The organism is Kluyvera cryocrescens NBRC 102467, assembly GCF_001571285.1.
Classification (GTDB): Bacteria; Pseudomonadota; Gammaproteobacteria; order Enterobacterales; family Enterobacteriaceae; genus Kluyvera; species Kluyvera cryocrescens.
On sequence record NZ_BCTM01000009.1, the window covers coordinates 13,447 to 35,928 of the forward strand.

A 22,482-nucleotide genomic window follows, 5' to 3' on the forward strand; every position below is an offset into this window, starting at 1 on the left:
TTTGTTTAGTGTGATTGTGACAGGCGTTTTACCGCCGTCTGTAAAGCGTATGAATAGCCGTCAGCCCCAAGTCCGCAGATAACGCCAGAGGCGATATCGGACAGATATGAGTGGTGGCGGAATGGTTCGCGCGCATGCACGTTGCTCAGGTGGATCTCGATAAACGGAATACTCACCGCCAGCAGCGCATCGCGAATGGCAACGCTCGTGTGCGTGAACGCGGCCGGATTAATCAGGATATAGTCAATGTTGTCTTTAGCCTGATGAATACGGTCGATGAGGACGTACTCGGCGTTAGATTGCAGACTGTCGAGCGTGACGTTCAGCGTTTCGGCTTCCGCGTTTAAGCGGCTAACGATCTGGGAAAGCGTCAGCGTGCCATACTTCTCTGGCTCACGGGTGCCTAACATATTCAGGTTCGGGCCGTTCAAAAGCAAAATGCGAAACTTGTCAGTCATTGTGCTGCTATCTCCTGCAATTCTCGGGTAAAAAACAAAATATACCTTCGATGCGCGATTGTCACCTTTTCAGAGGCCTAAAACCACTGTCGGGTAAACCAAGGTCGCACATTATAACTATTTCGTAGCATTTGGCAGCTAAATACTGGTCTTATCAGGGAAGATTATCAACCGCTATCGTGTAAAGAACACCGAACGATAAAAGAAATGCGGGAAAACGCACACATCGTGACGCTAACGCCACCATTGGCGAAACTTCTTATATCGGCACGCTAACAGTTCGATTGCGCACCCGGCGTAAATCACCGGCTGAGGTGAGATAATCTTCACCGACCAGAGAAAATGTATCGGCGCGAGGATCGCGACAAGATAGACGAAGTTATGCAAAAGCTGCCAGCGACGTCCCAGTTTTCGCTGCATCGCCTGTGTTGATGTTACCGCCAGCGCCAGCAAAATCAGCCAGCAGGCAAAACCTAATAGCAGGTAAGGGCGCGTCACAATTTCTTGTCCCAGCAACGAAAGATTCTGAATGCCTAACTCCAGCAAACTGTAGCTGGTGAGGTGGATTGTCGCCCACGCAAAGCACCACAGCCCTAGCAATCGGCGAGTGCGTATCAACATCGGTTGTTTAGCGTAGCGCGACAGCGGGCTGACCAACAAGGTTGCCAGAAGCAATTTCAGAGCCATCCTACCGGTAAAATGCTGGATATCTTTCACCGGATCGGCGCTCAACTGCCCTTGCGACACCGCCCAAAATAACCAGACGAACGGCAAAAATGCGGCAAGATGCAGTAAAACTTTCAGCCAGGTGACCTGTTTTAACGTCAGACGCATTAGAAATTCTCCCGTAGGTCCATGCCGCGATACAGCGAGGCAACTTCGTCAGCATAGCCATTAAACAGCAAGGTTGGCTGGCGTTTCACATCGAGAATGCCGCCGGAACCAATAAAGCGCTCCGTCGCCTGCGACCAGCGCGGATGGTCAACGTGTGGGTTTACGTTGGCGTAAAAACCGTATTCGTTGGGGGCCGCGAGATTCCAGGTGGAATCCGGGCGATCGCGGGTGAGCATGATGCTGACGATCGACTTAATGCCTTTAAAGCCATACTTCCACGGTACGGTCAGACGAATCGGAGCACCATTTTGCGGCGGCAGCGCTTTGCCATACACGCCGACGGTTAGCAATGTGAGTGGATTCATGGCCTCGTCCAGGCGCAGTCCTTCTATATAAGGATACGCCAGGCCGCCGCCGATAAAGCGATCCTTTTGCCCCGGCATATTCTCCGGTGAGTAAAGGGTTTTGAAGGCTACGTATTTCGCATTGCTGGTGGGCTCTACGGCGGCCAGCAGTTTGTGCAATGGGAAACCAATCCACGGCACCACCATCGACCAGGCTTCCACGCAGCGCATACGATAGATTCGCTCCTCCAGCGGGAAGCGCTTCGTCAGATCGTCGTGATCGAGGGTCAGCGGTTTCGCGACTTCACCACCGATGGTCAACGTCCACGGATGGGTGGGCAAGCTGCCAGCATTGGCCGCCGGATCGGCTTTATCGAGGCCAAATTCATAAAAGTTGTTGTAGCCGGTGACTTTATTTTCCGGCGTGAGCGTTAATTGGCTTTGCCACTGAGTGGGCTTATTGAAGGTCAGGGCTGGTCCAGACGGGGCGGGTGGACGGTCATTACCTTTAAACCAGTCCGTAAGGCTGGAGGCATGCAGCGGAAGGGAAGCGGCCGCGGTTCCGATGCCGAGCATCTTCAAAACCTGGCGGCGTTTCAGCATAAATACAGACTCGGCGGTGACGTCTGATTCGGTTAATTTTTTAGGGCTCATTGTGCTCTCCGTCATGCTTTTTTCTAAGCATGACGGAGGCAATCTGTTATTGCGAATTTATCACGAAAAATTGCAAATTAGGCGATTTTGACCAGCGTACGACCCTGGATCTGGTTGTTGATAATCTTGTCGGCAAACTCGGGAGCCTGTGCCAACGTAATTTCCGTAGCGCTCTGTGCAAAGAATGATTCCGGTAAATCGACAACCAGGCGTTTCCAGGCTTGTGCGCGACGATCCGCTGGCGTCATCACTGAATCCACGCCTTGCAAACGGACGTTGCGCAGAATAAACGGCATCACGGTTGTTGGCAAAGCGAAGCCACCGGCCAGGCCGCAGGCCGCCACGCAACCGCCGTAGTTCATCTGTGCCAGCACTTTTGCCAGTACTTTATCGCCAACGGTATCAATGGCGCCGGCCCATATCTGTTTTTCCAGGGGACGGGTTTCGGCAAACTCTGCGCGGTCAAGAATACGGCTTGCGCCCAGCGCTCGCAGATAGTCATGGGTGCTTTCGCGTCCGGAGACTGCGGCCACCTGATAGCCGAGCTTATGCAGCAGCGCGATAGCGGTACTGCCAACGCCGCCGCTGGCACCGGTAACAACAATTTCACCGTCTTCAGGACGAACGCCGGCTTCTTCCAGCGCCATCACGCACAGCATGGCGGTAAAACCTGCGGTACCGATGATCATGGCTTTACGGCCATCCAGACCCGCTGGCTGTGGCACCAGCCAGTCACCGTTAACGCGAGCGCGATTGGATAGGCCACCCCAATGGTTTTCACCCACGCCCCAGCCGGTCAGCAACACCTGCTGGCCCGGCGTAAAGCGCGCATCGTCGCTGGCATGAACCGTGCCGGCGAAATCAATCCCTGGCACCATAGGGAAATTACGGATGATTTTCCCTTTTCCCGTAATCGCCAGCGCATCTTTGTAATTCAGGCTGGACCACTGGACATCAACGGTGACATTACCCTGCGGCAGCAGACTATCGTCAACGGCCTTTACTGCGGCAACGGTTTTGCCATCCTGCTGTTCTAAGATGAGAGCCTGCATAACCCTTCCTTACGTGGACTGTGTAGTGAAAAAATTTACCCAGGACTATACTCGTTTATCATCATCTGATAACGATTTGGCGCAATAAATTGCCAGATCCGCCAGGTTTGGTAGTATGCCGACCTGGTATGATATGTTAGTGCTTACTTCTGGTAAGACACGGACGCTAGCTCCCGATATTCTGTCGGGTACGTTTAACCTACGGAGTTAACTCAGGGATGCGATTAACGACGAAGTTCTCCGCCTTTTTCACGCTCTTAACCGGGCTGACCATCTTTGTGACGTTGATAGGCTCCTCATTGAGTTTTTACAACGGCATACAATATAAGATAGCCAATCGCGTTCAGGCCGTGGCCACCGTGCTGGATAACCGTCTGGTCAACACCTCGTTTGATAAGCTGGATAGCCAACTTGATGAGATTATGGTGCCGCTCGACATCGTCCGTATCGACTTTACGCTCGACGGCAAATCGCTGTTTCATCATGCGCGCAATAGCAGCTACCTGCCGGTTGGCAGCCACTACCAGTACCGTGAGATAGCAGTCCCTTCACTCAAACATCCCGGCATGACGATTCACCTGGTCTATCAGGATCCGATGGCGAACTACTTTCGCTCGCTGCTGACCACGGCACCGCTGACCGTCACGATAGCCTTTATGGTGTTGGTGGTGTTTATTGCGGTGCGCTGGCTGCGTCGGCAGTTAGCAGGGGAAGAGTTGCTGGAGATGCGCGCGGTTCGGATCCTCAATGGCGATCGCGGTGCGAAAGCGAAAGGCAATATCCACGAGTGGCCAACCCGTACCAGCAGCGCACTGGATACCTTGCTCTCTGAAATACAGTTTGCTGGAGAGCAGCGAAGCCGCCTCGACACGCTGATTCGCTCTTACGCTGCGCAGGACTCAAAAACGGGCCTAAGCAACCGCCTTTTCTTTGACAACCAATTGGCGACGCTGCTGGATGACCAGGAGAACGTTGGCTCTCACGGCATCGTGATGATGATCCGCTTGCCTGATTTTGATTTCCTGCGCGACAACTGGGGGCGTGCGGCAGCCGAAGAACATGTCTTCACGCTGATTAATCTGCTCTCTACTTTTATTATGCGTTACCCCGGCGCGCTGTTAGCGCGCTATCGCCGTAGTGATTTCACCGTATTGTTACCGCACCGTACTTTAAAAGAAGCGGACAGCATCGCTGGGCAATTGCTGAAAGCGATTGATGGGCTGCCGCTGGCGAAAATTCTCGACCGCGACGACATGATGCACATTGGCATCTGCGCATGGCGCAGCGGGCAGACCACCGAGCAGGTGATGGAGCATGCCGAGGCGGCGGTGCGCAACGCTGTCCTGCAGGGGAGTAATAGCTGGGCGATTTACGATGATTCGCTGCCGGAAAAAGGGCGAGGCAACGTGCGCTGGCGCACTCTGATTGAACAGATGCTCAGCAGAGGCGGCCCGCGGATTTACCAAAAACCGGCGGTCACTCTGGATGGAAAGGTTCATCACCGTGAGCTGATGTGCCGTATCTTCGACGGGAAAGAAGAGGTGATTGCCGCTGAGTATCTGCCGATGGTACTCGAGTTCGGATTGGGTGAAACGTATGACCGCCAGCAGATTGGCCGCTTGATTCCGTTCCTGGGATTCTGGCCGGAGGAAAATCTGGCGATCCAGGTCACAGTAGAATCGTTGATCCGACCGCGTTTTCAGCGCTGGTTGCGCGATACATTAATGCAATGCGAGAAATCGCAGCGTCGACGCATTATTTTTGAACTTGCAGAGGTAGATGTCTGTCAACATATCACGCGTTTACAGCCGATCGTGCGTTTAATTCATGCTCTGGGCGTTCGGGTGGCGGTAACACAGGCGGGATTGGCGTTGGTCAGTACCAGCTGGATTAAGCAGTTGGAGATTGAACTGATTAAAATCGATCCCGTTCTGGTGCGGAATATTGAAAAACGGAGTCAAAACCAGCTGCTGGTGCAAAGTCTGGTGGAAGCGTGTAAAGGAACATCAATACAGGTTTTCGCCGCTGGCGTTCGCAGCCGCAGTGAGTGGCAGGTACTGACCGAATGCGGAGTTTTCGGCGGTCAGGGCGATTTTTTTGCCGCCTCACAGCCACTTGACTCAAATGTGAAAAAATATTCGCAAAGATATTCGGTTTGACCTGCTGTTTAACGTGTTTATCACGTAGAATGACGCGCGCGGTTTTTTCTGGGAGTGTGCATGTCCGCTTGCCAGAAAAATAACGCATCACGCATGTGACGACCTTTGACAGGTACAAATCCAGGAAGGAGCTGCAGTGAGTCTCCCTGCACTGAAGGAGTCAGGTTGGATTTGTAACAAAGGTAACGAACTGCACTAATTTTCACCGTTGCAGATGATTTTTGCGCCTTGTCGCTGCCACGTGTGGTTGGTAAAGTAAGCGGATTTTATTTTTCCGCCCCAGCTTTCAGGATTATCCCTTAGTATGTTGAAAAAATTTCGTGGCATGTTTTCCAATGACCTGTCCATTGACCTGGGTACCGCGAATACCCTGATTTACGTAAAAGGACAAGGCATCGTATTGAATGAGCCTTCCGTGGTCGCCATTCGTCAGGACCGTGCAGGTTCGCCGAAAAGCGTTGCTGCCGTTGGTCATGATGCAAAACAGATGCTTGGCCGTACGCCGGGCAACATTGCGGCCATCCGCCCGATGAAAGACGGTGTTATCGCCGACTTCTTCGTCACCGAAAAAATGCTCCAGCACTTCATCAAACAGGTTCACAGCAACAGCTTTATGCGCCCAAGCCCGCGCGTACTGGTGTGTGTGCCAGTTGGCGCCACTCAGGTTGAACGTCGTGCGATCCGTGAATCCGCTCAGGGTGCAGGCGCGCGTGAAGTGTTCCTGATTGAAGAACCAATGGCTGCTGCAATCGGTGCCGGTCTGCCGGTTTCTGAAGCAACTGGTTCCATGGTTGTGGATATCGGTGGCGGTACCACTGAAGTGGCCGTTATCTCCCTGAACGGCGTGGTTTACTCCTCTTCTGTTCGTATCGGCGGCGACCGTTTCGATGAAGCCATCATTAATTATGTACGTCGTAACTACGGCTCTCTGATTGGTGAAGCGACCGCTGAGCGTATCAAACACGAAATTGGCTCTGCTTATCCGGGCGATGAAGTGCGTGAAATCGAAGTACGTGGCCGTAACCTGGCTGAAGGTGTTCCACGTGGCTTCACGCTGAACTCCAACGAAATTCTCGAAGCACTGCAGGAACCGCTGACCGGTATCGTGAGCGCGGTGATGGTTGCGCTGGAACAGTGTCCGCCAGAACTGGCTTCCGACATCTCCGAGCGCGGCATGGTGCTGACCGGTGGTGGTGCGCTGCTGCGCAACCTCGACCGTCTGCTGATGGAAGAAACCGGTATTCCAGTTGTCGTTGCTGAAGATCCGCTGACCTGCGTAGCGCGTGGCGGCGGCAAGGCGCTGGAAATGATCGACATGCACGGCGGCGATTTGTTTAGCGAAGAGTAGTCAGCATGAAGTTCGGGGTAGCCAGCAGGCTACCCTCAATTTCACTGACACGAGAATACGCATAGCCTATGAAGCCCATTTTTAGCCGTGGCCCGTCGCTGCAGATTCGCCTTATTCTGGCGGTGCTGGTGGCGCTGGGTGTCATTATCGCCGACAGCCGCCTGGGTATGTTCAGTCAAATCCGAACGTACATGGATACTGCCGTCAGTCCTTTCTACTTTGTCTCTAATGGTCCTCGTGAACTGCTGGATAGCGTTTCGCAAACGCTGGCTTCACGCGATCAGCTAGAGCTTGAAAACCGCGCATTACGTCAGGAGCTGCTGTTAAAAAATAGCGACCTGCTGATGCTGGGTCAGTACAAACAAGAAAATGCCCGTTTACGTGAGCTGTTAGGTTCACCGCTGCGCCAGGATGAACAGAAAATGGTGACGCAGGTGATCTCAACGGTTAACGATCCGTATAGCGATCAGGTCGTTATCGACAAGGGCAGCGTTAACGGTGTTTATGAAGGTCAGCCGATTATCAGTGATAAAGGCGTAGTGGGTCAGGTGGTGGCGGTGGCCAAACTGACGAGCCGCGTGCTGCTGATTTGCGATGCGACCCATGCGCTGCCAATCCAGGTTCTGCGTAACGATATTCGCGTCATTGCGGCCGGCAACGGCTGTACGGACGACCTGCAGCTTGAGCATCTGCCCGCCAATACCGATATTCGCGTGGGCGATGTGCTGGTGACGTCGGGGCTGGGCGGTCGTTTCCCTGAAGGCTATCCGGTGGGCGTCGTTTCCTCTGTGAAGCTGGATACGCAGCGCGCGTATACCGTGATTCAGGCGCGTCCAACCGCGGGCCTGCAGCGTCTGCGCTATCTGCTGCTGCTGTGGGGAGCTGACCGTAACGGCAGCAACCCTATGACGCCGGAAGAAGTACACCGCGTTGCCAACGAACGCCTGATGCAGATGATGCCTCAGGTTCTACCGTCGCCTGAAACGATGGGGCCGCAGCTTCCTGCTCCTGCGACCGGTCTTACTACCACACCGCCTGCGGTGACGCCGCCACAACCCTCAACAAGGGGGCAATAGTGGCAAGTTATCGCAGCCAGGGACGCTGGGTCATCTGGCTCTCGTTTCTTATCGCACTGCTGCTCCAGGTCATGCCTTGGCCGGAAGACCTTACCGTTTTCCGGCCTAACTGGGTTCTGCTCATTCTGCTTTACTGGGCGCTGGCGCTGCCGCACCGGGTGAATGTGGGGACGGGCTTTGTGATGGGTGCCATACTGGATTTAATCAGCGGATCTACGCTTGGCGTACGCGCGATGTCATTGAGCATCGTGGCCTATCTGGTGGCACTCAAATACCAGCTGTTTCGTAACCTGGCACTCTGGCAACAGGCGCTGGTGGTCATGCTGCTCTCGCTCGCCACGGATATTATTGTTTTCTGGGCAGAGTTTTTAGTGATCAACGTCTCTTTCCGACCTGAAGTGTTCTGGAGTAGTGTAGTAAACGGCGTGCTCTGGCCGTGGATCTTTCTTCTGATGCGAAAAGTTCGCCAGCAATTTGCCGTTCAATAAGGTCGTTATGGTATCTCTCTATCTTGCTTCAGGTTCCCCGCGCCGTCAGGAACTTCTCACACAGTTAGGTATTTCGTTTGAGAAAGTGGTTCCCGGAATTGAAGAGCTGCGTCGCCCGCACGAGTCGGCGCAGCAGTATGTCGGGCGTCTGGCGCGCGAGAAAGCCCAGGCCGGCGTGGCGTTAACCGCCCACGATCTCCCGGTGCTGGGGGCAGATACCATTGTCATTCTCAACGGTGAGGTGCTGGAGAAGCCGCGTGATGCTGCGCATGCAGCCGTCATGCTGCGGATGCTCTCAGGAAATACCCATCAGGTGATGACCGCCGTGGCGCTGGCTGATAGCCAGCATACGCTCGACTGTCTGGTGGTGACTGAGGTGACTTTCCGGACGCTGTCGGATGAAGACATTACACACTATGTCACGAGCGGAGAACCTTTAGATAAAGCAGGTGCATACGGTATTCAAGGGCTGGGTGGCTGTTTCGTCAGGAAGATTAATGGCAGCTACCACGCCGTAGTCGGCTTACCGCTGGTGGAAACGTATGAGTTGCTGAGTAACTTTAACTCGCTACGTGAAAAAAGGGATAAACATGACGGCTGAACTATTAGTTAACGTGACGCCATCGGAGACGCGGGTGGCGTATATCGATGGCGGCATTTTGCAGGAAATTCATATTGAGCGTGAAGCGCGACGCGGAATAGTAGGCAATATCTACAAAGGTCGCGTTAGTCGAGTCTTGCCGGGAATGCAGGCGGCTTTTGTAGATATTGGCCTCGATAAGGCGGCCTTCCTCCATGCCTCCGATATCATGCCGCACACTGAATGTGTCGCCGGCGAAGAGCAAAAGCAGTTTACCGTCCGCGATATTTCCGAGCTGGTGCGTCAGGGGCAGGATCTGATGGTGCAGGTGGTCAAAGATCCCCTGGGTACCAAAGGCGCACGTCTGACCACGGATATTACCTTACCGTCCCGCTACCTGGTCTTTATGCCGGGCGCCTCGCACGTCGGTGTCTCACAGCGTATTGAAAGTGAAGTCGAGCGCGACCGATTAAAGAAGGTCGTGGCCGATTACTGCGATGAGCAAGGTGGCTTTATTATTCGTACCGCTGCCGAAGGGGTATGCGAAGAAGATTTAGCCTCCGATGCCGCCTATCTCAAGCGCGTCTGGACCAAAGTGATGGAGCGTAAAAAACGCAACCAGACCCGCTACCAGATGTACGGTGAACTGGCGCTGGCGCAGCGCGTACTTCGCGATTTTGCCGATGCTCAACTGGATAAAATCCGCGTTGACTCCAGGTTGACCTATGAAGCGTTGATGGAATTCACGGCGGAATATATGCCGGAAATGACCAGTAAGCTTGAGCATTACAGCGGTCGCCAGCCTATCTTTGATCTATTCGATGTTGAGAATGAAATCCAGCGCGCGCTGGAACGCAAAGTCGAGCTCAAGTCCGGCGGTTATCTGGTTATCGACCAAACCGAAGCGATGACCACCGTGGATATCAACACCGGGGCGTTTGTTGGCCACCGTAATCTCGACGACACCATTTTCAATACTAATATTGAAGCGACGCAGGCGATTGCTCGTCAGCTGCGTCTGCGTAATCTGGGCGGCATTATCATCATCGATTTTATCGACATGAATAATGAAGATCATCGCCGCCGGGTGCTGCACTCGTTAGAGCAGGCGCTGAGTAAAGATCGCGTGAAGACTAGCGTAAACGGTTTCTCCGCGCTGGGCCTGGTGGAAATGACCCGTAAGCGCACTCGCGAGAGCGTCGAACACGTGTTATGTAATGAGTGCCCGACCTGTCACGGCCGCGGTACGGTAAAAACCGTCGAGACGGTATGCTACGAAATTATGCGTGAGATCGTTCGCGTTCATCATGCCTATGATTCCGATCGCTTCCTGGTGTATGCGTCACCTTCCGTTGCGGAGACGCTGAAGGGGGAAGAGTCCCACGCGCTGGCGGAAGTGGAAATTTTTGTTGGTAAGCAGGTCAAAGTCCAGATCGAACCGCTCTATAACCCGGAGCAGTTTGACGTGGTGATGATGTAATTCGCAGCCTGCTGCAACCCAAGGAGAGATGCGTGAGGCGATTGCCGGGGATTTTACTGCTCACCGCTGCCACACTGATTGTGATTATCGCGCTGCTGGTGAGCGGCCTGCGTCTCGCCTTGCCACATCTGGACTCCGTGCGTCCGGCGCTGCTGGGGAAAATCGAGGCAGCGACCGGATTACCGGTTGACGCCTCGCAGATAGCCGCCAGTTGGCAGAATTTTGGCCCGACGCTGGATGTCCGTGATATTAAAGCCGGGCTGAAGGACGGCGGCGAGCTGTCCATCAAACGCGCGTCGATGGCGCTGGACGTCTGGCAAAGCTTACTGCATATGCGCTGGCAGTTCCGCGAACTGACCTTCTGGCAGCTGCAAATTCACACCAATACCCCTCTGCAGAACAACGACGGCGGCGATGGCATTAAGGGCGATCGTGTTGCCGATCTGTTCCTTCGCCAGTTTGACCACTTTACGCTCCGCGACAGCCAGCTCAGTTTCCTGACGCTTTCTGGTCAGCGCGCAGAGTTAACCATTCCGCAGCTAACCTGGCTGAACGACAAAAATCGTCACCGTGCTGAAGGCGAACTGAGCCTCTCCAGCCTCACTGGCCAGCATGGGGTGATGAAGGTGCGCATGGATCTGCGCGATGAAAACGGCCTGCTGAATAAAGGTCGCCTGTGGCTTCAGGCCGATGATATCGACGTTAAGCCGTGGTTAGGTCGCTGGATGCAGGACAACATCGCGCTCACCAGCGCCCGCTTTAGCCTTGAAGGCTGGGCATCGCTGGACAAAGGCGAAATCGCCACGGGTGATATCTGGTTAAAACAGGGCGGTGCCAGCTGGGAAGGTGAGCAGCAGGAACACCATCTGGCGGTAGATAATCTCACGGCGCATCTGTCGCGTGAAAAAGAGGGATGGGAGTTCCGGATCCCGGATACTCGTATCTCTATCGATAACACGGCCTGGCCGCGCGGCGCGCTGGCGCTGGCGTGGATCCCGTCGCAGGAAGTGGGCGGCCCGGATCATCAGCGCAGCGATGAACTGCGTATTCGCGCAAGCCACCTGTCTCTGGCCGGCCTGAACGGCCTGCTGCCGATTGCGCAAAATCTCTCACCTGAGCTTGCCGATATTTGGCGCACTACCCAACCAACCGGCACGGTTGATGCCTTTGCGATGGATATTCCCCTGCAAGACACGGCGAAAACGCGCTTTAACGCCAGTTGGGATAATTTGGCATGGAAGCAGTGGAAGCTATTGCCGGGGGCGGAGCACGTTTCTGGCAGCGTCGTGGGCAGCGTTGAAAATGGCTCGTTGCAGGTAGCGATGCAAAAGGCGCTGATGCCTTACGAACACGTATTCCGCGCGCCGCTGGAGATCTCCAATGGGGTTGCCACCCTCAACTGGGTGAACAACGACAAAGGTTTCATGCTGGATGGCCGCAACATTGACGTGCAGGCGACAGGCGTTCGCGCCGCCGGTGGTTTCCGTTATCTCCAGCCGAAGGACGATCAGCCGTGGCTGGGAATTCTGGCGGGGATCAGTACTCATGATGGTGGTCAGGCGTGGCGCTATTTCCCTGAGAATTTGATGGGCAGCAAGCTGGTTGACTACCTGAGCGGTGCGATAAAGGCCGGTAAGGCGGAGAATGCGACGTTGGTATACGGCGGCAACCCGCATCTATTCCCGTATCCGCATAATGAAGGGCAGTTCCAGGTCTATGTACCGTTACACGACGCCACTTTTGCCTTCCAGCCGGACTGGCCGGCGCTTACTGACCTGGATATTGAGCTGAACTTTGTCAACAGCGGCCTGTGGATGAAGGTCGACAAAGCGATGCTAGGCGGCGTCACTGCCCGCAATCTGGACGCCTCGATTCCTGATTACGCCAAAGAGAAGCTGCTGATTGACGCCGATATTAACGGCCCGGGTGCTGCGGTGGGCCCTTACTTCAAGGACACTCCGCTGAGTAAATCCTTAGGGGCAACGCTTGATGAGTTGCAGATTGATGGCGACGTGAGCGCTCGCTTACATCTCAATATCCCGCTGGACGGCGAGCTGGTGACCGCGACGGGTGATGTGGCGTTGAACAACAACAGCCTGCTGATCAAACCGCTAGATAGCACGCTGCATAATCTCAAAGGCAAATTCAGCTTTAACAACGGTAATCTGACCAGCGGGCCGCTGACCGCGACCTGGTTTAATCAGCCGCTGAACGTTGATTTCACCACTACCGAAGGCGCGAAATCATATCAGGTGGGGGTAAACCTACAGGCTGACTGGCAGCCTGCGCGGACTGGCGTGCTGCCGAAACAGCTCAATGACGCACTGAAAGGTAGCGTGCCGTGGAAAGGCAATGTCGCCATCGACCTGCCGTACAGCGGCAGTGCTACGTACAAGGTGGGCATTACCGGCGATCTACAGAATGTAAGCAGTGACTTACCATCGCCGGCAAATAAACGCGCCGGCCAGCCGCTGCCGCTGAAAATTAACGTCGACGGCAATCTGCACAGTTTTGGCCTGACCGGCAATGTCGGACCAACCAATCATCTCAACAGCCGCTGGCTTTTGGGCAACAAGCTTCGACTGGAAAGCGCCATCTGGGCTTCGGACAGCCGGACCGTTCCACCGCTGCCGGCAACGCCGGGTATCGAACTTAACCTGCCGCCGATGGACGGCGCACAGTGGCTAGCGCTGTTCCAGCATGGGGCGGCCGATGGCGTGAGCACTGCGGCGGCCTTCCCGCAAAACGTAACGCTGCGCACGCCATCCCTGACCTTCGCCGGCCAGCAGTGGAATAACTTGAGCATCGTGTCGCAGCCGACGGCGGGCGGCTCACGCGTTGAAGCGCAGGGACGGGAAATCAACGCCAGCCTGACAATGAAAGACGCTCAGCCGTGGCAGGCGGCGGTGCGCTATCTCTACTACAACCCATCGGCTAATCCGCTGGCCGCAGCGTCTACGGTTACCGCCAGCCGCCAGCCGGTGAACAGCCCGATTGATTTTCACGGCTGGCCGGATCTCCAGCTACGCTGCGTCGAATGCTGGCTGTGGGGACAGAAATATGGCCGTATCGACGGTGACTTCAGCATTAAGGGCGACACCCTATCGCTGGCAAATGGCCTGGTGGATACCGGTTTTGGTCGTCTGACCGCCGACGGCGTGTGGGTTAATTCCGCTTCCGGCCAGCGCACCTCGCTGAAGGGGAAAATCCATGGCAACAAGATTGACGATGCGGTGACTTTCTTCGGCGCTTCCACGCCGATACGCGATTCTTCGGTGGATGTGGACTACGATTTACATTGGCGCGATAAACCGTGGCAGCCGGACGTGGCCTCGTTAAACGGTATTTTGAAAGCGCACGTTGGTAAGGGGCAGTTTACCGATCTGTCGACGGGACATGCCGGGCAGCTTCTGCGTCTGCTGAGCGTGGATGCGTTACTGCGTAAGCTACGCTTTGACTTCAGCGATACCTTTAGCGAAGGTTTCTATTTCGACTCCATTCGTAGCACCGCGTGGATTAAAGACGGGGTGCTGAATACCGATGACACGCTGGTGGATGGCTTAGAAGCCGATATCGCCATGAAAGGGTCGGTTAACCTGGTGCGCCGTGAGCTGGATATGGAGGCGATAGTGGCGCCGGAAATCTCGGCGACGGTCGGCGTCGCGACGGCGTTTGCCGTCAACCCGATTATCGGCGCGGCGGTATTTGCTGCGACCAAAGTACTGGGGCCGCTGTGGAATAAAGTATCGATACTGCGCTATCGCATTACGGGCCCTATCGATAAACCGCAAATTAATGAAGTGCTGCGCCAGGCGCGCAGCGATAAAAAGCCATGATTTGACGCAAGCCTTGAATTGCCTCAATCTCATAACACAAACACCCGGAATTCAGGCCCGATACGCGTAACGCGCGCGGGCATTAACGAGTAGCGAAATAATGAGTCTAAATCTGGTAAGTGAACAATTGCTGGCGGCGAACGGCCTGAATCATCAGGATCTGTTTACCATTCTTGGTCAACTCACGGAGCGCCGTCTGGATTATGGCGATCTCTATTTTCAGTCCAGCTATCACGAATCCTGGGTTTTAGAAGACCGCATCATTAAAGATGGTTCTTACAATATCGACCAGGGCGTTGGGGTACGTGCGGTGAGCGGTGAGAAAACCGGTTTCGCCTACGCTGACCAAATTAGCCTGCTGGCGCTGGAGCAGAGCGCACAGGCCGCGCGCACCATCGTGCGTGATAGCGGTAATGGTAAAGTTCAGACCCTTGGCGCCGTTGAATACTCGCCGCTATACACCACGCTTGATCCGCTGCAAAGCATGACCCGCGAAGAGAAGCTGGATATTCTGCGCCGCGTAGACAGCGTCGCCCGCGCCGCCGATAAGCGCGTGCAGGAAGTGAGCGCCAGCCTGACCGGCGTATATGAGTTGATTCTGGTGGCGGCAACCGATGGTACGCTGGCTGCGGACGTGCGCCCACTGGTGCGTTTATCGGTGAGCGTTCAGGTTGAAGACGACGGTAAGCGCGAACGCGGAGCCAGCGGTGGCGGCGGTCGTTTTGGCTATGACTATTTCCTCGCCGATCTTGATGGCGACGTTCGTGCCGACGCATGGGCAAAAGAAGCGGTGCGTATGGCGCTGGTTAATCTGTCAGCGGTAGCGGCGCCAGCGGGAACGCTGCCGGTGGTACTGGGTGCCGGCTGGCCTGGCGTCCTGCTGCACGAGGCGGTTGGCCATGGCCTGGAAGGCGACTTTAACCGTCGCGGCACCTCGGTCTTCAGCGGGCAGATGGGGCAACTGGTGGCTTCTGAGCTGTGTACGATCGTCGATGATGGCACGATGACCGACCGCCGTGGTTCCGTGGCTATCGATGATGAAGGTACGCCGGGTCAGTACAATGTGCTGATCGAAAACGGGATTCTCAAAGGCTACATGCAGGACAAACTCAACGCGCGCCTGATGGGCGTGGCGCCAACCGGCAACGGTCGTCGTGAATCCTATGCGCACCTGCCGATGCCGCGTATGACCAACACGTACATGCTGGCAGGCAAATCGACGCCGCAGGAAATTATTGAGTCCGTTGAGTACGGTCTGTATGCGCCTAACTTTGGCGGCGGCCAGGTGGATATCACCTCGGGTAAGTTCGTCTTCTCGACTTCTGAAGCCTACCTGATTGAAAACGGTAAGGTGACCAAGCCGGTGAAAGGGGCGACCCTGATTGGCTCCGGTATCGAAACCATGCAGCAGGTCTCGATGGTGGGTAACGATCTCAAGCTGGATAACGGCGTGGGCGTGTGCGGTAAAGAAGGGCAGAGTCTGCCGGTTGGCGTCGGTCAACCGACGCTGAAGGTCGACAACCTGACCGTAGGCGGAACCGCCTGATGCGCGGCGTGCGCCCGTGAATATCGGGCGCACGCTTCTCTTTATCTCACCAAATCGTTCTCATCTCCGCGTCCGCGCATTCCCTGGTAAAGCCGGGCGACATCCACGAAGTAATCCGTCAGATAATTAATACACACCTGCACCTTCAGCGGCAGTTTGTCCTTTTCGGTATACAGCGCGTAGACCGGGCGAGGATCGGACTGATAGCGCGGCATAATGATCTCTACCTCGCCGCGGTTGATCTCATCGATCGCCCACATCAGCGGCACGTAGGCTAGCCCAGCGCCGGCCGAGAGCCAGCGGGTGAGCGTCATCGGATCGTTGGTGACGAACCGTCCCTGAGGGATTAAACGCGTCGAAATCCCCTCCGGCGCGATGAGTTCAAATTCATTATCCGGGCGCACGCTGTATTCCAGCCATGAATGGTTGGCAAGATCCGCGGGTTTTTCTGGCACGCCAGCATGTAGCAGATAGCTTTTGGCTGCACACACCACCATGGGCATGGAGCCCAGGCGGCGTGAGAACAGGCTTGAATCCTGCAGCGCGCCGACACGAATCACCACATCCAACCCATCGGCGATTAGATCCGGCGCCGGGATCCCGGTGACCAGATTGACCGTCAGACCCGGATACTCTTTCAGCATATCGGCAGTGATCCGGGCGAGAACATTTTGTGCCATAGTTGATGAACAACCGATGCGCAGCGTACCGATAGGCGTGTTGTTAAAGGCGTAGAGCTGTTCGTGAACTTCCTGGACTTCGTACAGCATTCGGCGGCAGCCCTGGTAGTAAATTTTTCCGGCTTCGGTAAGGCCAATGCTACGCGTACTGCGGTTGAGCAGTTTGACCTGGAGTTCATCTTCCAGTTTAGAGACGGTCTGGCTTATCGATGAAACGCTCATTTGAAGCTGCCGTGCCGCGGCGGTAAAGGAGCCTTGTTCGACGACTTTGGCAAACACCGACATCCGTTTTAATCGTTCCATTGTTCACTCTGGCTTAAAAGTGATTTGCATCACACTATGTAGATAAGGCTATAACTGTTACGTTAAAATACTGTTAGCTGAATAACTAAATACACAAAACCATTCTAGCAGTATCCCCGTGGTAACGGCCTGAATCCCCGGCGTCGACGTAAGTCAGTCGCCGGGCGAATGGTGCCGCCAATAGAGAGATGCCCGAATGATCAAGTGTAACGTTTCAATCTCATCTGCACGCTAGTCTAGTAAGGTCAACATGAGCCTGTTTCCTGTCATCGTGATTTTCGGTCTCTCTTTCCCACCGATTTTCTTTGAGCTATTGCTATCGCTCGCCATTTTTTGGTTGGTGCGTCGAGTGCTGACGCCAACCGGGATCTATGACTTCGTCTGGCATCCCGCGTTGTTCAACACCGCACTGTATTGCTGCCTGTTTTATTTGATATCACGTTTGTTCGTTTGAGGTGGAAGTGAAAACACTAACAAGAAAAATCTCTCGTACCGCCATTACGGTGATACTGGTTATCCTGGCGTTCATCGCGATTTTCCGCGCCTGGGTGTATTACACCGAATCGCCGTGGACGCGTGATGCCCGCTTTAGCGCGGATGTGGTGGCGATAGCTCCTGATGTCTCAGGCCTGATTACTCAGGTTGCGGTTAAGGATAACCAACTGGTGGCTAAAAATCAGGTTCTGTTTGTTATCGACCAACCGCGTTACCAAAAGGCGCTTGCTGAAGCCGAGGCGGATGTTTCCTACTACAAGGCGCTGGCAGAAGAAAAAAGCCGCGAAGCCGGGCGTCGTAACAAGCTTGGCGTGAGCGCCATGTCGCGTGAAGAGATCGACCAATCGAATAACGTGCTGCAAACCGTGCTGCATCAGATGGCAAAAGCACAGGCAACGCGCGATCTGGCGCGTCTTGATCTTGATCGTACCGTTATTCGCGCCCCGGCAGATGGCTGGGTCACTAACCTGAACGTCTACGCGGGGGAATTTATTACCCGTGGTTCAACGGCGGTCGCATTGGTAAAACAGCACTCCTTCTACGTTATGGCCTATCTTGAAGAGACCAAGCTTGAGGGCGTGCGCCCAGGCTACCGTGCAGAGGTGACTCCGCTGGGCAGCAACCATGTGCTGAAAGGTACCGTCGACAGCGTGGCTGCGGGCGTCACCAACGCCAGCAGCAGCGTGGACAGCAAAGGCATGGCGACCGTCGACTCTAACCTCGAATGGGTGCGTCTGGCCCAGCGCGTACCGGTGCGTATTCGTCTGGACGAAGAGCCGGGTAACCTGTGGCCGGCGGGCACCACCGCGACGGTGGTGATTACCGGTAAAAAAGATCGCGATGCCAGCCAGATGACCTTCTTCCAGAAACTGGCGCTGCGCCTGCGTGAATTCGGTTAATCGTCATGGGCATTTTCAGTATTGCCAACCAGCATATTCGCTTTGCCATCAAACTGGCCTGCGCGGTGGTGCTGGCGCTGTTTGTTGGCTTCCACTTTCAGCTCGAAACGCCGCGCTGGGCGGTGCTGACCGCCGCGATTGTTGCGGCTGGTCCGGCGTTTGCCGCGGGTGGTGAACCCTATGCGGGGGCGATTCGCTATCGTGGGATGCTGCGTATCGTCGGTACCTTTATTGGCTGTATCGCGGCGCTGGTCATTATCATCACCATGATCCGTGCTCCGCTGCTGATGCTGCTGGTTTGCAGCATTTGGGCGGGGTTCTGTACCTGGGTATCGTCACTGGTGCGGGTCGAGAATTCCTACGCCTGGGGGCTATCCGGCTATACGGCGCTGATTATTGTTGTCACCATTCAAACGGAACCGCTGCTGACGCCACAGTTTGCCGTCGAGCGCTGCAGTGAAATCGTGTTGGGCATCATCTGCGCGATCGTTGCCGATCTGTTGTTCTCGCCGCGATCGATCAAAAAAGAGATCGATAACGAGCTCGATGCCATGCTTATCGATCAGTACCGCCTGATGCAGCTGTGCATCAAACACGGTGACAGCGATGAGATGGATCGCGCCTGGCTTGCGCTGGGCCGCCGTACTGCCGCACTGGAAGGGATGCGCAGCAATCTGAATATGGAATCCTCGCGCTGGGCGCGGGCTAACCGTCGTCTGAAAGCACTGAATACCGTTTCGCTGACCATGATTACCCAGGCCTGCGAAACCTTTATCATGCAAAACTCGCGTCCGGAGATTGTCACCGACGCCTATCGTGAGCTGTTTGAAGAACCGGTAGAGACGGTGCAGGATGTGCATCGCCAGCTCAAACGTATGCGTCGTGTGCTGGCGTGGACGGGTGAACACGACACGCCGGTCACCATTTACAGCTGGGTCGGCGCGGCGACGCGCTATCTGCTGCTTAAACGAGGGGTGATTGGTAACGCCAAAATTAGCGCCCGCGAAGAAGAGATCCTGCAAAGCGAAGTGGTAGTGCGTCCGGACTCCGCTGAGCGTCATCACGCGATGATCAACTTCTGGCGAACGACCGTCTCCTGTGCGCTGGGCATTTTATTTTGGCTGTGGACCGGCTGGACCTCCGGCAGCGGTGCGATGGTGATGATCGCCGTGGTGACCTCCCTGGCGATGCGTTTGCCGAACCCGCGTATGGTGGCGATCGATTTCCTCTACGGTACCATCGCGGCTCTTCCCATCGGGGCGTTCTACTTCCTGGTTGTTATGCCTGCTACCCAGCAAAGTATGCTGCTGCTGTGCCTGAGCCTGGCGGTGATGTGCTTCTTTATCGGGATTGAAGTACAGAAAAGGCGTTTGGGTTCGCTCGGTGCGCTGGCCAGTACCATCAACATTCTGGTGCTGGATAACCCGATGACTTTCCACTTCAGCCAGTTCCTCGACAGTGCGTTAGGGCAAATCGTCGGCTGCTTTATGGCCTTCATCGTTATCCTGCTTATCCGCGATAACTCCCGTCTGCGTACGGGGCGTGTGCTGTTAAACCAGTTTGTATTTGCCGCCGTGTCGGCGATGACCACCAACATGGCGCGACGCAAAGAGAACCATCTCCCGGGGCTCTATCAGCAGCTGTTTTTACTGCTGAACAAATTTCCCGGTGATATCGCCAAGTTCCGGCTGGCGCTGACGCTGATCATTGCACACCAGCGCCTACGCGATGCGCCAATCCCGATAAATGACGATCTGTCTGAATTTCACCGTCAGCTTCGCTGCACTGCCGACCGAGTGATCTCCGCCAGCAGCGACGACAAGCGTCGCTATTACTTCACGCGGTTGCTTGGTGAACTTGAGGTATATCAGCAGAAGCTGCGTACCTGGGAAGCTCCGGCGCAGGTTACGGAGCCGGTTGAGCGTTTGGTCTTGATGCTTCACAAATATCAAGGCGCGTTGACCAGCAGTTAAGTCACTTTGCCCAGGCGTGGGCGATCACGCCTGGGGCCTCTCCTGAAACCCCACAATTCCCATCGCCCCCTATACTTAGAGAGAACCATTTCTCAGGAGGGTGTGATGACCACGCAAGCACTGCAGGATAATGACCTTTTTCAGACCGGATACCTGGTCAACGGCGAATGGCACCAGCTGAATACCACCTTTGACGTGCTTAACCCCGCGACGGGCGAAGTGGTGGCAAAGGTCGCGAAGGCCGGAAAAAAAGAGACTGAACAGGCCATCGCCGCGGCCGCTAAGGCATTTCCACAATGGCGAGCTAAAACCGCGAAAGCGCGCTCAGAGCTGCTTTATCGCTGGTATCAGCTGATTATCGACAATAAAAGTTGGCTGGCACGGCTGATGACCCTTGAACAGGGTAAGCCGTTGAAAGAAGCAGAAGGTGAAGTGGATTACGCGGCGAGCTTTATCCAATGGTTTGCCGAACAGGGGAAACGGGCTAACGGCGAAATCATTCCGCCGGCAAAACCCGGATCGCGCATCCTTGCGACGCGTGAACCGATTGGCGTGGTTGCCGCGATTACGCCGTGGAATTTCCCAATGGCGATGCTGACTCGTAAGCTTGGTCCCGCGCTGGCCGCGGGCTGTACCGGGGTGATTAAACCCGCCAATAACACGCCGCTTTGCGCTTTTGCGCTGCTGGCGCTGGCGAAGAAAGCGGGGATCCCGGATGGTGTACTGAATGCGGTGGCGGGCAATACGCAGGAGATCAGCGACGCGATTATGGCCAGCCACGAGGTGCGTAAAATCTCCTTCACCGGTTCGACATCGGTGGGGAAAACGTTGGTGCGTAACGCGGCAGAGACCATGAAGAAAGTCTCCATGGAGCTTGGTGGAAATGCGCCTTACATCGTGTTTGACGATGCGGATATCGATGCCGCCGTGCAGGGCGCTATTGCCAACAAATTCCGTAACGCAGGCCAGGTATGCGTCAGCGTGAACCGTTTTTATATCCATGACAGCGTCTATGAGCGTTTCGTCAGCCAACTGGCGTCAGCGGTTAAGGCGCTAAAAGTGGGAAATGGCCTGGATGACGGCGTGGTGGTTGGGCCGCTGATTGAAGCCGCGGCGGTGAAAAAAGTGCGCGAGCATGTTGAAGATGCGGTTGCGAAAGGTGCCGAAGTGCTCGCGGGCGGTGAGGCGCATGAGCTTGGCGGTAACTTCTGGCAGCCAACGGTGCTGGGGGAGTGCCATGAGCAGATGCTGTTGGCGCAGGAGGAGACGTTTGGCCCGCTGGCGGCCTGCTTCCGCTTTAGTGATGAAGAAGATGTCATTCATCGCGCGAATAATACTCCCTACGGCCTGGCGGCATATTTCTATACCCAGAATCTTTCCCGCGTGTTCCGCGTGTCGCAGGCGCTGGAAAGCGGCATGATAGGTATTAACGAATGTGCGGTATCGACCGAGCTGGGGCCTTTTGGCGGTGTGAAAGAGTCCGGGCTGGGACGTGAGGGCTCAGTGCTGGGGCTGGAAGAGTATCTTGAGGTAAAAACGTTACACATCGGGGGACTTTAGTCCTGATGGATGGGGAGAGGGCGTAAGATGGAAATCTATACTTTTGATTTTGACGAAATAGAAAACCAGGGCGATTTTTATCGGGAATTCGCTCGACTCTTTGCCCTCGACAGCGAACAGATTCGCAATCTTGATGCGCTATGGGATGCGGTCATTAGCCCGCAAATGCCGACGCCGCTGGAGATTGAATTCATTCATCTGGATGATAAACAGCGGCGGCGCTACGGGGCGCTGATTCTTCTGTTTGATGAGGCGGAAGAGGAGCTGGAAGGGATGCTGCGCTTTAACGTTCAGCGTGGATAAAAAAAAGCCCTCGCATAAGGGCGAGGGCAAGTCGTCGGACAAGACGACGAGGGTTTATTTGTACAGCTCAGCCGTAGCGTGCCAATGGTCGCCGGTACGTGCTTCAATTACGCGATAGCTGCTAGCGCCTTCTTTTTCAGCTTTTGCGGCTAACTCACTACGCATATCCATTGGGGCGCTACCCACCTGTGATACAGAGATGGTGCCCATTGGTTGAAGGTTCTGAGCCTGCTCTGCGTTCACCTGATGTACTGCGGCGCTTGCGCCGAAAGACAGAACAGATGCCAGACCAAGGGATGCGATAATCATTGCGCTTTTCATAGTGTTACTCCTCACCTTATTGTCAGCGGTGAGAGGATGTACTTTTTGTCCTGGACCGCTGTGGGTATTTATTCATTTACTGCCGACGTTTTG

General features: G+C 55.2%; 19 protein-coding genes. 13 read left to right on the forward strand and 6 right to left on the reverse strand.

The genetic code is table 11. The features are described 5' to 3' along the window. Nucleotides 1-5: 5 nt before the first annotated feature. The 4 genes from aroQ to acuI form a co-directional block, all read right to left on the reverse strand. Entirely contained in the window at nucleotides 6-458 is a 453-nt protein-coding gene (aroQ, locus tag KCR01S_RS07040; protein ID WP_061281558.1) for a type II 3-dehydroquinate dehydratase, read from the reverse strand. A 234-nt stretch (nucleotides 459-692) separates the two neighbouring features. Beyond that, on the reverse strand, nucleotides 693-1,292 hold the full coding sequence (gene msrQ / locus KCR01S_RS07045) for a protein-methionine-sulfoxide reductase heme-binding subunit MsrQ (protein WP_061281560.1): 600 nt from the start codon (nucleotides 1,290-1,292) through the stop codon (nucleotides 693-695). Continuing rightward, nucleotides 1,292-2,290, reverse strand: a complete 999-nt coding sequence (msrP, locus tag KCR01S_RS07050) for a protein-methionine-sulfoxide reductase catalytic subunit MsrP (RefSeq protein ID WP_061281563.1) — start codon at nucleotides 2,288-2,290, stop codon at nucleotides 1,292-1,294. The genes msrQ and msrP overlap by 1 nt, the downstream gene beginning before the upstream one ends. A 77-nt stretch (nucleotides 2,291-2,367) precedes the next feature. Further along, entirely contained in the window at nucleotides 2,368-3,342 is a 975-nt protein-coding gene (gene acuI, locus KCR01S_RS07055) for an acrylyl-CoA reductase (NADPH) (protein WP_061281565.1), read from the reverse strand. A 218-nt stretch (nucleotides 3,343-3,560) separates the two neighbouring features. On the opposite strand from acuI, the gene csrD reads away from it, so the two are divergent. The 8 genes from csrD (at nucleotide 3,561) to tldD (ending at nucleotide 15,855) form a co-directional block, all read left to right on the forward strand. Further along, nucleotides 3,561-5,501, forward strand: coding sequence for an RNase E specificity factor CsrD (gene csrD, locus KCR01S_RS07060; protein WP_061281567.1), 1,941 nt, complete (start codon nucleotides 3,561-3,563; stop codon nucleotides 5,499-5,501). Nucleotides 5,502-5,805: 304 nt separating this feature from the next. Next, entirely contained in the window at nucleotides 5,806-6,849 is a 1,044-nt protein-coding gene (mreB, locus tag KCR01S_RS07065) for a rod shape-determining protein MreB (RefSeq protein ID WP_000913396.1), read from the forward strand. A gap of 68 nt (nucleotides 6,850-6,917) precedes the next feature. Beyond that, nucleotides 6,918-7,925 carry a rod shape-determining protein MreC gene (gene mreC / locus KCR01S_RS07070; protein WP_052283996.1) on the forward strand — a complete coding sequence of 336 codons (1,008 nt, stop codon included), beginning with the start codon at nucleotides 6,918-6,920 and terminating at the stop codon, nucleotides 7,923-7,925. Next, nucleotides 7,925-8,413 (forward strand): rod shape-determining protein MreD, encoded by a 489-nt coding sequence (mreD, locus tag KCR01S_RS07075; protein ID WP_052283997.1) that lies wholly within the window; start codon nucleotides 7,925-7,927, stop codon nucleotides 8,411-8,413. The genes mreC and mreD overlap by 1 nt, the downstream gene beginning before the upstream one ends. Nucleotides 8,414-8,420: 7 nt before the next feature. Next, complete coding sequence (locus tag KCR01S_RS07080; RefSeq protein WP_061281569.1) at nucleotides 8,421-9,014, forward strand: Maf family protein; 594 nt, start codon at nucleotides 8,421-8,423, stop codon at nucleotides 9,012-9,014. Further along, complete coding sequence (rng, locus tag KCR01S_RS07085) at nucleotides 9,004-10,473, forward strand: ribonuclease G (RefSeq protein ID WP_061281571.1); 1,470 nt, start codon at nucleotides 9,004-9,006, stop codon at nucleotides 10,471-10,473. Before KCR01S_RS07080 ends, rng begins: the two co-directional genes overlap by 11 nt. Before the next feature lie 32 nt (nucleotides 10,474-10,505). Further along, nucleotides 10,506-14,309 carry an AsmA2 domain-containing protein YhdP gene (yhdP, locus tag KCR01S_RS07090; RefSeq protein ID WP_061281573.1) on the forward strand — a complete coding sequence of 1,268 codons (3,804 nt, stop codon included), beginning with the start codon at nucleotides 10,506-10,508 and terminating at the stop codon, nucleotides 14,307-14,309. Between the two features lie 100 nt (nucleotides 14,310-14,409). Beyond that, nucleotides 14,410-15,855: a metalloprotease TldD gene (gene tldD, locus KCR01S_RS07095; RefSeq protein WP_061281575.1), complete on the forward strand. Its 1,446-nt coding sequence runs from the start codon at nucleotides 14,410-14,412 to the stop codon at nucleotides 15,853-15,855. A gap of 41 nt (nucleotides 15,856-15,896) precedes the next feature. Here tldD and aaeR read toward each other — a convergent pair whose 3' ends face one another. After that, complete coding sequence (gene aaeR / locus KCR01S_RS07100; protein ID WP_061281577.1) at nucleotides 15,897-16,838, reverse strand: HTH-type transcriptional activator AaeR; 942 nt, start codon at nucleotides 16,836-16,838, stop codon at nucleotides 15,897-15,899. A gap of 250 nt (nucleotides 16,839-17,088) precedes the next feature. Between aaeR and aaeX the strand changes: the two genes are divergently transcribed. The 5 genes from aaeX to KCR01S_RS07125 all read left to right on the forward strand — a co-directional run bounded on the left by aaeX (nucleotide 17,089) and on the right by KCR01S_RS07125 (nucleotide 22,068). Further along, on the forward strand, nucleotides 17,089-17,292 hold the full coding sequence (aaeX, locus tag KCR01S_RS07105; protein ID WP_035891204.1) for a p-hydroxybenzoic acid efflux pump operon protein AaeX: 204 nt from the start codon (nucleotides 17,089-17,091) through the stop codon (nucleotides 17,290-17,292). 7 nt (nucleotides 17,293-17,299) lie between these two features. Next, nucleotides 17,300-18,232 carry a p-hydroxybenzoic acid efflux pump subunit AaeA gene (gene aaeA, locus KCR01S_RS07110; protein ID WP_061281580.1) on the forward strand — a complete coding sequence of 311 codons (933 nt, stop codon included), beginning with the start codon at nucleotides 17,300-17,302 and terminating at the stop codon, nucleotides 18,230-18,232. A 5-nt stretch (nucleotides 18,233-18,237) separates the two neighbouring features. After that, a complete protein-coding gene (gene aaeB, locus KCR01S_RS07115; RefSeq protein WP_061281582.1) occupies nucleotides 18,238-20,205 on the forward strand; it encodes a p-hydroxybenzoic acid efflux pump subunit AaeB in 1,968 nt (655 codons plus the stop codon). Nucleotides 20,206-20,310: 105 nt separating this feature from the next. Further along, complete coding sequence (locus tag KCR01S_RS07120; protein ID WP_061281584.1) at nucleotides 20,311-21,765, forward strand: NAD-dependent succinate-semialdehyde dehydrogenase; 1,455 nt, start codon at nucleotides 20,311-20,313, stop codon at nucleotides 21,763-21,765. A gap of 27 nt (nucleotides 21,766-21,792) precedes the next feature. After that, complete coding sequence (locus KCR01S_RS07125) at nucleotides 21,793-22,068, forward strand: barstar family protein (protein WP_061281586.1); 276 nt, start codon at nucleotides 21,793-21,795, stop codon at nucleotides 22,066-22,068. A gap of 54 nt (nucleotides 22,069-22,122) precedes the next feature. Here the strand turns inward: KCR01S_RS07125 and yhcN-B are convergent, their stop codons facing one another. After that, nucleotides 22,123-22,389 (reverse strand): DUF1471 family stress response protein YhcN-B, encoded by a 267-nt coding sequence (gene yhcN-B / locus KCR01S_RS07130; RefSeq protein WP_052284007.1) that lies wholly within the window; start codon nucleotides 22,387-22,389, stop codon nucleotides 22,123-22,125. Nucleotides 22,390-22,482 lie beyond the last annotated feature (93 nt).